This window comes from Methyloferula stellata AR4, assembly GCF_000385335.1.
In the GTDB taxonomy this organism is placed as follows: domain Bacteria; phylum Pseudomonadota; class Alphaproteobacteria; order Rhizobiales; family Beijerinckiaceae; genus Methyloferula; species Methyloferula stellata.
Genome location: NZ_ARWA01000001.1, coordinates 431,635 through 444,061 on the forward strand (window position 1 = coordinate 431,635; position 12,427 = coordinate 444,061).

General features: G+C 62.6%; 8 protein-coding genes, 1 tRNA gene and 1 pseudogene. 6 read left to right on the forward strand and 4 right to left on the reverse strand.

What is annotated here, in order from left to right:
- Positions 1–145 precede the first annotated feature (145 nt).
- From selA to A3OQ_RS0102170, 6 genes and pseudogenes are all read left to right on the forward strand, one after another.
- Positions 146–1,555, forward strand: coding sequence for an L-seryl-tRNA(Sec) selenium transferase (selA, locus tag A3OQ_RS0102150; RefSeq protein ID WP_020173709.1), 1,410 nt, complete (start codon positions 146–148; stop codon positions 1,553–1,555).
- Positions 1,542–2,324 (forward strand): tetratricopeptide repeat protein, encoded by a 783-nt coding sequence (locus A3OQ_RS0102155; RefSeq protein ID WP_020173710.1) that lies wholly within the window; start codon positions 1,542–1,544, stop codon positions 2,322–2,324. Before selA ends, A3OQ_RS0102155 begins: the two co-directional genes overlap by 14 nt.
- Positions 2,321–4,150 (forward strand): annotated as a pseudogene (gene selB, locus A3OQ_RS0102160) (selenocysteine-specific translation elongation factor); the annotation flags it as partial. The gene A3OQ_RS0102155 and the pseudogene selB, both read left to right, overlap by 4 nt.
- 117 nt (positions 4,151–4,267) lie before the next feature.
- A tRNA-Sec gene (locus A3OQ_RS24255) sits at positions 4,268–4,363 on the forward strand.
- Between the two features lie 41 nt (positions 4,364–4,404).
- Positions 4,405–5,454 (forward strand): selenide, water dikinase SelD, encoded by a 1,050-nt coding sequence (gene selD / locus A3OQ_RS0102165; protein WP_020173712.1) that lies wholly within the window; start codon positions 4,405–4,407, stop codon positions 5,452–5,454.
- 14 nt (positions 5,455–5,468) lie between these two features.
- Positions 5,469–6,581, forward strand: a complete 1,113-nt coding sequence (locus A3OQ_RS0102170; protein WP_020173713.1) for a permease — start codon at positions 5,469–5,471, stop codon at positions 6,579–6,581.
- Positions 6,582–6,588: 7 nt separating this feature from the next.
- On the opposite strand, the gene fdhE is transcribed toward A3OQ_RS0102170, so the two are convergent.
- From fdhE to fdnG, 4 genes are all read right to left on the reverse strand, one after another.
- Positions 6,589–7,518, reverse strand: coding sequence for a formate dehydrogenase accessory protein FdhE (gene fdhE, locus A3OQ_RS0102175; RefSeq protein WP_020173714.1), 930 nt, complete (start codon positions 7,516–7,518; stop codon positions 6,589–6,591).
- 24 nt (positions 7,519–7,542) lie between these two features.
- Positions 7,543–8,217: a formate dehydrogenase subunit gamma gene (locus tag A3OQ_RS0102180; RefSeq protein WP_020173715.1), complete on the reverse strand. Its 675-nt coding sequence runs from the start codon at positions 8,215–8,217 to the stop codon at positions 7,543–7,545.
- Positions 8,214–9,140 carry a formate dehydrogenase subunit beta gene (gene fdxH, locus A3OQ_RS0102185; protein ID WP_020173716.1) on the reverse strand — a complete coding sequence of 309 codons (927 nt, stop codon included), beginning with the start codon at positions 9,138–9,140 and terminating at the stop codon, positions 8,214–8,216. Before fdxH ends, A3OQ_RS0102180 begins: the two co-directional genes overlap by 4 nt.
- 176 nt (positions 9,141–9,316) lie before the next feature.
- Positions 9,317–12,388, reverse strand: a complete 3,072-nt coding sequence (gene fdnG, locus A3OQ_RS0102190) for a formate dehydrogenase-N subunit alpha (RefSeq protein WP_083931453.1) — start codon at positions 12,386–12,388, stop codon at positions 9,317–9,319.
- Positions 12,389–12,427 lie beyond the last annotated feature (39 nt).

The window sequence follows — 12,427 nt, forward strand, 5'->3', positions numbered from 1 at the left end:
CCGAAAGCCGGGCGGAATGATCCCGGTTTTAGCGGTGGCATTGCCGAAATCCGAGTTCGAGGACGGATGAGGCTGGGCCCACTGGCAATGCTTGACGTGGCCGCTCGCGAGGCAACGTGACCGGCGATGCGGTTCTGAGGTGCACATGGAAGGTTTAGGCTCGGCACGTCTGCGCGATCTCCCATCCGTAGATGCCGTTCTGAACACTGCCGCGGCGACAAAGCTCTTGGAGCGGTTTGGCCGCGCTGCATCGACGAGCGCCATTCGCGCGGCGCTTGGGGACGCGCGCACGGCGCTTCGGTCTGGCGCATCCTCAGTCCTAAGCGCGGATGAGCTGGCGCTCGAAGCGCGCGACAGGCTCGAGGCGGAAGACCGTTCCGGTCTGCGCCCGCTGTTCAATCTCACAGGCACAGTGTTGCACACGAATCTCGGCCGCGCCGTCCTGGCCGAAGTCGCGATCGAGGCAGCGACGGCGGCCATGCGCGAGCCCGTGGCTTTGGAGTTCGACTTGTCAGCGGGCGGACGGGGCGAGCGCGACGATCATGTGCGCTCGCTGCTTTGCGCGCTCAGCGGCGCAGAGGATGCGACGCTCGTCAATAATAACGCGGCAGCTGTTCTGCTCTGTCTCAATACGCTGTCGGATGGCCGAGAGGCGATCGTCTCGCGCGGCGAATTGATCGAGATCGGCGGCGCCTTCCGCATGCCGGACATTATGGCACGAGCGGGCGCAAAGCTGGTCGAGGTAGGCACGACAAATCGCACCCACGCCAAGGATTATCGTTCTGCCCTCAATGCGCAGACCGGTGTGATCCTTAAAGTCCACACCTCCAATTATCAGATCAAGGGTTTCACCGCCGAAGTCGGCGCGCGCGAACTGGCCGTGATTGCCGGCGAAGCGAATGTGCCTTTGATGAACGACCTCGGATCCGGCACGCTTGTCGATCTTTCGCACTATGGTCTGCAGAAGGAACCGACCGTACGCGAGGCCGTGGCCGAAGGTGCCGGCCTCGTCACATTTTCCGGCGACAAGCTGCTCGGCGGACCGCAAGCCGGCTTCATCGTCGGCAAGCGCGAGTTGATCGCGGCGGTCAATCGCAATCCGATGAAACGCGCATTGCGCGTCGACAAGATCCGGCTGGCAGCGATCGAGGCGACGTTGAAACTTTACCGTGACCCTGATCGCCTCGCCGAGCGCCTTCCGACATTGCGGCTGCTGGCCCGGCCTCTGCCTGAGATCGCGGCGCTGGCGCAGCACCTGCTGCCCGCCGTGACGCAAGCCGTCGGCGCGAATTTCATGGTGGCTCTATGCGAATGCCGCAGCCAGATCGGGTCCGGCGCGCTGCCGCTCGACACGATCGCCAGCGCTGGTCTCGTCATCCGATCCCGCGCCGGAGGTGGGGCGCTCGAACGACTTGCGGCGGCGTTGCGTGGACTCGATCGCCCGGTGATCGGGCGGATCGAGGACGGAGGCCTCGTGCTTGATTTGAGATGCCTGACCGATGAAGCGGCGTTTTTGTCCACGCTCTCGAGGTTGAACACGCATGCGTTGGCTTGAGTGGATCACAGGCCGGCGCAATCCGCGCCGCGATGTTTTGGCCGAAGCGCGCGCCGCGGCCGACGCAGGCGATTATGCTGCGGCCCTTGCGCTATGGGGGCCGCTTGCCCATGCGGGCGTGGCACGCGCCCAGAACAATATCGGCGCCTGCTTCTCTGAGGGTCTTGGGGTCGAGCGCGATCCTGCGCTTGCCCTCAAATGGCTGACGCTCGCAGCCGAAGGCGGCGATCCGGTCGGACAGCGAAACCTGGCGACGGCCTATTATAAGGGCGCGGGAGTTGAGGCGGACATAGCCCGCGCGGCCGAACTCTACCGGGCCTCGGCGGCGCAAGGCGACGCCATCGCGCAGGACATGCTGAGTTTCCTGCTGCTTGAAGATAAGTCGATCTCGGCCGATCTTACGGAGGTGCATCGCTGGGCCCGGTCCGCCGCCGAAAATGGAGTAGCCAGCGCCATGACGCGATTGGGAATGCTCTATCACAACGCGATCGGCGTCGAACGCGATCCGGCCGCGGCCGTGCAGTGGTGGCGGCGCGCCGCCGAACTTGACGACGCCGATGCGCAGGCGATGCTTGGCGCAGCGCATCATCTTGGCAGCGGCGCGCTCGCGGACCAATCGATGGCGCTCGTCTATTTGCTGCGGGGACAGGCGGGCGGCAGCCGTTTGGCCGCGCCATTTCTCGGGCCTGTCCGCGCGGCACTTTCGCCCGCGGCGATCGTCGAGGCCGAACGGCAGGCGCAGCAGAAGCGGCTGGATGTGACGCCATGATCATCGGAACCGCCGGCCATATCGATCATGGCAAGACAGCTCTGGTCAAAGCCCTGACCGGCGTGGATGCCGACCGCCTCAAGGAGGAAAAGGCACGCGGCATGACCATCGACCTCGGCTTCGCCTATTTGCCAACCGAGGCCGGACCCATTCTGGGTTTTGTCGATGTGCCCGGCCATGAGCGTTTCGTGCATACGATGCTGGCTGGCGCAAGCGGGATCGACTTCGTCCTTCTCGTGGTCGCGGCGGATGATGGCGTCAAACCGCAGACCTTGGAGCATCTCGCGATCATCGACCTGCTCGGGATCAAGCGTGGTCTGGTGGTTCTGACAAAGGCCGATATCGCCACGCCCGAGCGGCTGGCAGATGTCGAGAACCAGATAAGGGCGGTGATCGCCGGAACGGTGCTCGAGAGCGCCGGCATACTGCCGTTTTCGGCCGTCACGGGACAAGGTCTCGACGCCTTGCGCACCCGCCTTATCGCCGCCGCCTCCGACCCCGTGGACCGCGCGGCAGACGCGCGCTTCCGTCTCGCGGTCGATCGCGTCTTTACCCTCTCAGGCGTCGGCGTCGTCGTGACCGGCGCTGTGCTCTCAGGGTCGGTGCAAGTCGGCGACCATGTGCTCATCAGCCCATCCGGCCGCGCGGCGCGGGTGCGCTCGCTGCACGCTCAGAATAGTGAAGCGCAGATTGGCGGGGCAGGCGAACGCTGCGCTCTCAATCTGGTGGGCGAGGACATCAACAAGGAAGCAATCCAGCGCGGCGACGTCGTGCTCGATCCAAAATTGCATGCGCCGACCGATCGCATCGATGCGAGATTGCGCCTGCTTCCGGGCGAGACGAAACCGGTCGGCCAATGGTTTCCGGTGCGGCTCCATCACGCCGCGGCGGAGGTCGGCGCGCGTATCGTCGTGCTCGCCGACGAGCCGATCCAGGCGGGAGCCGTGGCAGATATCCAACTCGTGCTCGAACGGCCGATCGCCGCCGCGCAGCAGGATCGCTTTGTCATTCGCGACGCATCGGCGCAACGCACGATCGGCGGCGGCCGGTTCATCGACTTGCGTCCGCCTGCGCGGCGGCGGCGCACGCCGGAACGCCAAGCACAGCGCGCGGCTCTTGCCATCGCCGATCCGCGTGCCGCTTTCGCGGCCCTGCTCGCGACGCCGCCCTATGCATGGGATTTGGCCGGCTTCGGTCGCGACCGCGCTTTGACAGCCGCGCAGACGCAGCGGCTTGCCGATGAGCTGGGACTCGTTCTCCTCGACAATGGCGTGTCTCGCATCGCAATCTCGCCTGCGCGGTGGCAGATGTTCGTGGCGAGCCTCATAGATCAGCTTGCTACCTTCCACGCCGAGACCCCCGATCTTCAGGGCATCGGCCGCGAGAAGCTGCGTCTGCTTTTACAACCGAGGCTCACTACGCCGGCCTTCGTCATCGCCTTGCAAAAAGCGGCCCTGACCGGCGAAGTGGTTCTCGACGGTGCGTTCGTCCGGCTTTCAACGCATGCGGCGCGTTTTACGCCGAAGGACGAAGCGGCCTTTGCCGCGATCGCGCCGCAGCTCGGCGGCGCGGACCGGTTTCAGCCGCCGCGCGTGCGCGACATCGCAAAGGCGATGCCGCACCCAGAGGCCGACGTCAGGCGCCTGCTCAAACTCGCTGGGCGCATGGGTCTGGTCGATGAGGTGGCGCATGACCATTTCTTCCTGCGGCCGACCGTCCATGAAATGACGGCAATGATTGAAAGTGTAGCCGCCGATGGAGATGGCGTCTTCGCCGCCGCGCAGCTCCGTGACCGCTTGGCCAACGGCCGCAAGGTGGCGATCCAGATCCTTGAATTTTTCGACCGGCACGGCGTCACGCTCCGTCAAGGCGATCTGCGCCGCGTCAATAAACATCGGTTGGATCTGTTCGGCCCCGCCGGGCTTTCATCCGCCGATCAACATGGAAGAGAATCGTCCCTGGTGGGGCGTTCGGACTTCAAATCCGAGTGGGGCTGCGAGCCTGTCTCAGGTGGGTTCGACTCCCACTCTCTTCCGCCAGCCTTCTCCCGGAGCGGATCTCGATGACGGAAAGCGCATCCATGTCCCAATCGCCCCCTCGCCTGACCGATTTGGCGCATGGCGGAGGCTGCGGGTGCAAGCTTGCCCCATCCGTGTTGCAGCAGCTTCTCGCCAATCAGCCGCAAGCGGGCCCCTTTGCGAATCTTCTCGTCGGGACGGAGACAGGCGACGACGCGGCTGTCTGGCAGATCGATGACGAAAACTGCGTCATTGCCACCACCGACTTCTTCATGCCCATGGTCGATGATCCGCGCGATTTCGGCCGCATTGCCGCGGCCAATGCTCTGTCCGACATCTACGCCATGGGCGGAACGCCGATCATGGCGCTGGCGGTCCTGGGAATGCCGCTCGACAAGTTGCCGGTGGAGACGGTGCGCGCGATCCTGCAAGGCGGTGCCTCGATCTGCGCCGAGGCCGGCATTCCGGTCGCAGGCGGACATTCGATCGATTCCGCCGAGCCGATCTACGGCCTCGCCGTGATAGGCCTATGCAAACCGGGCAACATAAGGCGCAATTCCGGCGCCCGCCCCGGCGATGTGTTGATCCTGACCAAGGGGATCGGCATAGGCATCTATTCGGCGGCGTTCAAAAAGCAGAAGCTCCCCGATGATGCCTATGCCGAGATGATGGCCTCGACCACTCTGCTGAACCGCATCGGTCATAAGCTCGCGCATGACGGGGATGTGCATGCCATAACGGACGTGACCGGCTTCGGGCTCCTCGGCCATGGTCTTGAACTGGCCCGCGGCGGCAACGTCAGCCTCGACATAGACTACAAGCGCATCCCGTTTCTGACGCAGGCGGAAGCTCTCGCTGAGGCGGGATTTGCCACCGGCGCATCGGGACGCAATTGGACGAGCTATGGGGACGGGGTCGTCTTGCCGGCGGACTTGCCGGCCTGGAAGCGCGCCCTGCTCACCGATCCGCAAACCTCGGGCGGACTGCTCGTCGCCTGCGCGGCGGATCGCGCTGAGTCTATTAGAACTGCCATCGAGGCCGCGGGTTATCCGCGCGTCAGCATCATCGGGTCGGTCGCACAAGGCGAACCGGCGATCCGCATCGCACATTAGCTTTGGGGGGATCAATGACCACAGCGCGCCAGCCCCATCCGGCATCAGATAATTTGGAGCCGGATGCGGGCGGAAAACCGGTTCCCACTTTTCCTCATCCAGCTCTGGGATGGATAACCTTTCTCCTGATCGCGGTCTTGGGCCTCTTCTACGTGAAGTGGTTCCCCTACTATAATCGCGCCTTTGTCGCCGCGGCCAATCATTCGATCGGTCAATCCATTTTGATGGGCAAGGCCGCAAGTCCGCCGGCTCCTTCGCTCAGCGCCGCGCTCGATTATGCGTTCGCCTATGGCAAGGCGATCTGGCAGGCCATGGTGCTCGGCCTGCTGCTCGGTTCCGCCATCCAGGCCTTGCTGCCCGTCAATTGGGTCGCGAAACTTTTGGGCCGGACGAGTTTCGGCAGTGTCGCCGCGGGCGGTTTATTGGCGCTCCCCGGTATGATGTGCACTTGCTGCGCGGCGCCTGTCGTCGTCGGGCTGCGCGAGCGTCAAGCGTCACCCGGCGGGGCGATCGCGTTCTGGCTCGGCAATTCTGTGCTGAACCCGGCGACGCTTGTCTTCATGGGTTTCGTGCTCGGCTGGGATTGGACGGCCTTGCGCCTCGGCCTCGGCATTTTGATGGTGTTTGGGATCGGCTATCTGGTGAACTTGATGGTCACGCCGCAAGAAGCCACGGCGGCGCAGACGCAACTCGCGGAATTGACCGAAAAACCGCAGACATCCGGCACCTTCACGCGGTGGATGCAAATCCTGGCGCGCATGTCGGTGCGGCTGATTCCCGAATACATCATACTGGTCCTGGCACTGGGCGCGGCGCGCGCCTGGCTTTTTCCTTTTGTCGGACCGGAGGTCAGCAATCATATCGGATGGATCGCGGCACTCGCGGTCGCAGGCGCGATCTTCGTCATCCCGACCGCTGGCGAAGTGCCGATCGTTCAGGCGATGCTTGCGCTCGGCGTGGGCGTCGGACCCGCTGGCGCATTGCTGATGACGCTGCCGCCGATCAGCGCGCCGTCGCTCGCGATGCTCGCCCGCTCCTTCCGGCCGCAAGTGCTCGCCTTCGTTTCGGCCTCGGTCGTCGGCTTCGGGCTCGCCGCCGGCCTGCTTGCGATCGCGTTGAAATTTTAGATACGGATTATCCGGCAAGCAGCAGCGGATTTGGCGCGTGGCGCGACCAGCCCGCCTCGCCGACGAGAATGTCGAGCCCCAATGTCGCGAGGTCGTCGGCGAAAGGATCGACGTTGATATCCTTTGTTTGATAGAGCATTTTCGCGTAGCTGTGGCATTCGTTGCAGGTCTCGGCCTTGACGGCGCCTGAATCGCCTTCGATTCCCTCCTGCATCAAGGAGCGCGCCTCGCCGCAGGTGATGCAAACGGCGCGCACATGGTTCCATGCCGTAGAGCAGAGCGAACAATAAAGATAACGCGTGCCCGGCGTCTTGCCCGACGCGGTCACCACGCCGGAAACCGGCGTCGAGCCGCAGCAGGGACAAAGCCCGCGCTGCGGCAACAGCGACAAGGACGGCGCGGGCAAACGAGACGCCAGGCTCGTGAAATAGACTTGCAGAGCCGCCGCCACATAGAGCGCGGCGCCCGCATCGGAAGGATCGACGCTGCCATGCAGGAAGCCGTCGGCGAGAGCTTCGACCGCTTCCGGCGCATAAGCCCGCAGCTTCGCCATCTCTGCCAAGGCTTCCGGTGGCGCGGCACTCTTGTCGAGCTCATCGAGCACAAGAGCCAGTCCGTTTCGCCAGACGGGGTCGCGCCGATGGCCGTCGGCCGCGAGAGGTGGCATGCCCGCTTCGACCGCTTGCTCCACCGCGGCGAGATCCGGCCCGGCGAACGGCCCGAGCTTCGTTGCGGCAAGGTGCTGAGCCTTCGCAAGTTGCGCCATGAAGCGCAGCCATTCCTCCAATGGATGGCCGGCCGACAGAACCTCCAGCCGGGCGGCGGTCCGGGAAAATCGCGTCGCGAGGTTGGGCAGGATCAGCGCGTCGGGCGCCGTGACGCCGCCCTGCGGATCGCCGATCCAGACGCCTTGAGAACCAACTTCGCCTTGTCTCATCGACGCCGCCTCATGCGTTGCTTCTCATCTGCGCGGCGCGTCGCTGTGGGCGCGCGGCGTCGGCCCGCGGGAGCCACTTGCCGCCAGCCCTCTGAACCACTTGCGGTGGTGCCGCCACGCCCAGCCCGGCGTCACATAGCCCTGCGTCATCGCCCGAAGCGAGCCTTTGACCCAGATCGCGGCATAGACATGGATGATCCACACGAGGATCGCCGCTATTGCCGCGAGACTATGGATCAGGACCGCGACGCGTTGCGTTTCGATCGAGGTGTAAGTCGAGAAATAATATTCCCAGATTACCAGGCCCGTAAAGAGCAGCACTGGCACGAGCAGCGCCATCGACCAGAAGACGAATTTTTGGCCAGCATTGAAACGGGGGACTTCCGGAACATTTTCTTCTTCGTTCACCAGCACACGATTGATCGCGCGAAGCCAGGCGATATCGTCGCGGCTCCACATATTGTCGCGCCAGAACTGTACGATCAGCCCGGCATAGCTGATGAACAGCACGATGCCGATCCACGGATGGATCGCCCGCGTCTGTTGACCGCCGCCAAAGAGTGCCGACAAGAAAAACAGCGACGGGTCGAACATCGAAAGCCCGGAGAGCAATAGAAGGACGAAGCAGCCGCCGGTGATCCAGTGGTTGACCCGGGTGAGGGTCGGATTGCGGATCAATGTTCCTCTGGGATAGGTCATTGTGCAGCATCCTTCACGCTTGGCGGCTCCTCGCGAAGCAGGCGCTGCGCTTCCGTTTCGTCCTCCGGCTGCACCTCGTTCGGCCCGACGGTGATCCAATGCATGAAGCCGGAGATGGCAGCGAAGGCGATGCCGGCCAGAGCCACGGGCTTCAGAAGTCCTTTCCAGATCGAGACGAAGACGCTGATATGCGGGTCCTTAGGCAGGCCCGCGTAGATCGTCGGGTCGTCGGCATGCTGCAAAACATACATGACATGCGTGCCGCCCACGCCCGGCGGATCATAGAGGCCGGCATTGGCGAAGCCGCGCGACTTGAGATCGACGATACGCTCCCCCGCCCATGTCGTCATGTCGGTCTTCGACCCGAACATGATCGCGCCAGTGGGGCATGACTTGACGCAGGCCGGTTCCAACCCGACCGAGACCCGATCCGAGCACAGGCTGCACTTGTAGGATTTGTGATCCTCCGGACTGATGCGGGGAATGTTGAACGGGCAGCCTTTGACGCAATAGCCGCATCCGATGCAGGCGTCGCTGATGAAATCGACGATGCCATTGGCATGTTGCACGATCGCGCCGGGCGCCGGGCACGCCTTGAGGCAGCCAGGGTCCTCGCAATGCATGCAGCCGTCCTTGCGGATCAGCCATTCGAGATTGCCCTTGTCATCCTCCCATTCGGTGAACTTCATCACCGTCCAGGTGTTCTGATCGAGGTCGAGCGGATTATCGTAGGTGCCTTCGAAATATCCGACCTCGCCGCGCAGATTGTTCCACTCCATGCACGCCGACTGACAGGCCTTGCAGCCGATGCAGCGCGACACGTCGATCAGTTTCGCGACCTCCTGCTCGTGATCGCGAACCGACGGCGGCGTCAGGGTCGACGCCGAGCGCCGGATGTAATCTTGCGATTGCAGATCTGCCATCGACGGCTCCTTACATCACGATGATTTAGAGCGGGACGCGGGCGGAAAACCGCTCACACTTTTCCTCATCCCGCTCTAGAGCATGATCCCAAAAAGCAGCAGACTTTTTGGACAGGATCATGCGGTTAAACGACTGCTTAAAGCGTGCTCACCATTCAACTTGAAACGACGCCGCTTTAAGCGACGGGCGGTGTCGTCTTCTCGATGTTTACAAGGAATGCCTTGAATTCAGGGGTCTGCGTATTGGCATCGCCGACCGACGGCGTGAGCGTATTGGCGCCATAGCCCTTGCGGGCCTGGCCGGTGAAGCCCCAATGCAGCGGCACGCCGATCACATGGGTTGGTTTTCCGTCCACCATCAGCGGACGGATACGTTTGGTGACATAGGCCTTGCACACGATCACCCCGCGCTTCGACGTCAGGCGGACCCATCCGGCCTGCGTAATTCCCTTTTGCTTCGCTAGGACCTCGCCGATCTCGATGAATTCCTCCGGCTGGAGAATCGCGTTGATTAGCGCGTGCTTGGTCCAGAAGTGGAAGTGTTCGGTCAGCCGGTAGGTGGTCGCGACATAGGGGAAATCCGCCGAGGTTCCGAAGTCCGCCCGGTCGTCGGCGAATACGCGCGCCGCGGGGTTGGTGCTGACCTTGGGGTGCAGCACATTGGGCGACGGCGATTCAAACGGTTCGTAATGTTCCGGGAACGGTCCCTCGACCAATTGGTCGCGCCCAAAAAGCCGCCCGACTCCTTCAGCATTCATGATGAAGGGACCGACCGCATCGGAAGGTTTCGTCGTCGGCGCGTAGTCGGGCACATCGATGCCGACCCATTTCGTGCCGTTCCATTCGATGATCGGCTTCTCTGGGTTCCAGGGTTTGCCGGCCGGATCCGCGCTGGCACGGTTATAGAGAATCCGGCGGTTGGCCGGCCAGGCCCAGGCCCAGTTCGGCGCAATGCCTTGCTCGCGCGGGTCGGTCGCATCGCGGCGCGCCATCTGATTGCCCTTCTCGGTGTAGGAGCCCGAGAAGATCCAACAGCCTGACATGGTCGTGCCGTCGTCGCGCAATTGCGCGAAACCATCCAGCAATTGACCGGCGCGTAATGTCGTTGCACCCGTGGCGTCCTTGATATCGACCAAGGCGCGACCGTTCATGTCCTTCGCCAATTCCTCCGGATTCGGATCGACCGGATTCGTGTAATTCCAGGTCAGGTTCAGGAGCGGGTCTGGAAACGCGCCGCCGTCCTTGCGATACATTTCACGCAGCCGATGGAAGATGCCGGACATGATCCAGATGTCGCTCTGCGCTTCGGCTGGCGGCTCTGCGGCCTTCCAATGCCATTGCAGCCAGCGCGACGAATTGACGAGCGAGCCGTCCTCCTCGGCGAAACAGGTTGTCGGAAGCTGGAAGACCTCGGTCTGGATCGAGGCCGGATCGGACGGGTTCTGCGGACCGAAATTTTCCCAGAACCTCGATGTCTCCGTGTCGAGCGGATCCATCACGACGAGGAATTTCAGCTTGCCCAGCGCCTTGCGGATCTTGCCTCTGTCCGGAAATGCCTGCAGCGGATTGAAGCCCTGGCAGATGTAGCCGTTCATCTCGCCATTCGCCATCATCTCGAAGGCTTTTATGATGTCGTAGAGCGGGATATCGAGCTTCGGCAGCCAATCATAGGCCCAGTCATTGTCCGGCTGTGCAGCGTCGCCGTAGATCGCCTTCTGGAAGCTGACGAAGAACTTCCGATAGTTCTGCCAGTAACTGGTTTGTCCGGGACGCAGCGGCTTAAAGAGCCGCTTCTTCATATAGTCCTCGAAACTGGTCTCCTTATCGCTCGGAAGCGTGAGATAACCCGGCATCAGGTTTGACAGAAGGCCGATATCGGTCAGCCCCTGAATATTGGAATGACCGCGCAAAGCATTCATCCCGCCGCCGGCGATACCGATATTGCCCAGCAGGAGCTGGACCATCGCCATAGCGCGAATATTCTGAGTCCCTATCGAATGCTGGGTCCAGCCGAGTGCGAACATGCTCGTCAACGCCTTGTCGGGCGCGGAGGTCGAGGCGAACAGTTCGCAGATCTGCAGATATTTATCGCGCGGGGTGCCGCAGATACGCGACACCATTTCCGGCGTGTAGCGGTCTACATGCTGGCGAAGCAGGTTGATGACGCAGCGCGGGTTCTGCCACGTGTCGTCGATCTTGGCAAAGCCGTTCTCGTCGAGTTCGTAGTCCCAGCTTGACTTGTCGTAGGCGTGCTTATCCGCTTCGTAACCGGTAAACAGCCCATCCTCGAAGCCGTAGCCTTCCTTCACGATCAGGCCGGCATTGGTATAGGCCCGCACATATTCGTGCTGGATCGCATCCTTCTCCAGAAGATAGCGCATCATGCCGTTGAGGAACGCGATATCGGTTCCCGGACGGATCGGCGCATAGACATCGGCGACCGCTGCCGTGCGCGTAAAGCGCGGATCGATTACGACGAGCTTGGCCGCGTTCTCGATCTTTGCCTCGACCACCCATTTGAAACCGCACGGATGCGCTTCGGCGGCATTGCCGCCCATGACCACAACAACATCGGCATTCTTGATATCCTGCCACGTGTTGGTCATTGCACCGCGACCGAATGTTGGGGCCAGACTGGCCACCGTCGGTCCGTGTCAGACGCGTGCCTGGTTGTCGAAGACCACCATTCCGAGGGCTCGGGCGACCTTCCATGTCACATAAGCCGTCTCGTTCGACGACGCGGAGGCCGCCAGCATGCCCGTGCTGAGCCATCGGTTGACCGTCGTGCCGGCGGAGTCCTTGGGGATGAAGTTCGCGTCGCGATCCTGCTTCATCAGCGTCGCTATGCGGCTCAATGCGAAATCCCACGAGACCTGCTTGAACTCGCTGCTGCCGGGCGCCCGATATTGCGGATACTTCAACCGTGTGGGCGCATGCACGATATCGAGCAGAGCCGAGCCTTTGGGGCAAAGCGTGCCGCGGTTCACGGGATGGTCCGGATCACCTTCGATATGGATGATGTCGGATTTGGCGTTCTTCGCGCGGTCGCCAAGACTGTAAATCAGGATGCCGCAGGCAACCGAGCAATAGGTGCAGGTGTTGCGGGTTTCGGTTGTGGCTGCCAGCTTGTAAGGCCGGAGCGAAGACGCAAGCGCGGCACCTGCGAAGCCAAAGCCAAGAGCACCAAGACTGGTTGCAGCGAGACCGGCGCCAGTGAGCTTGATAAAGCCGCGACGACTTAGATGCATTCCGCGCACTCCGTTCAAACCCACGCGACAGATGAACAA

Coding starts and splice junctions, on each gene's coding strand:
- selA (WP_020173709.1), top strand. CDS start 146: ATGGAAGGTTTAGGCTCGGCACGTCTGCGCGATCTCCCATCCGTAGAT.
- A3OQ_RS0102155 (WP_020173710.1), top strand. CDS start 1,542: ATGCGTTGGCTTGAGTGGATCACAGGCCGGCGCAATCCGCGCCGCGAT.
- selD (WP_020173712.1), top strand. CDS start 4,405: ATGTCCCAATCGCCCCCTCGCCTGACCGATTTGGCGCATGGCGGAGGC.
- A3OQ_RS0102170 (WP_020173713.1), top strand. CDS start 5,469: ATGACCACAGCGCGCCAGCCCCATCCGGCATCAGATAATTTGGAGCCG.
- fdhE (WP_020173714.1), bottom strand. CDS start 7,518: ATGAGACAAGGCGAAGTTGGTTCTCAAGGCGTCTGGATCGGCGATCCG.
- A3OQ_RS0102180 (WP_020173715.1), bottom strand. CDS start 8,217: ATGACCTATCCCAGAGGAACATTGATCCGCAATCCGACCCTCACCCGG.
- fdxH (WP_020173716.1), bottom strand. CDS start 9,140: ATGGCAGATCTGCAATCGCAAGATTACATCCGGCGCTCGGCGTCGACC.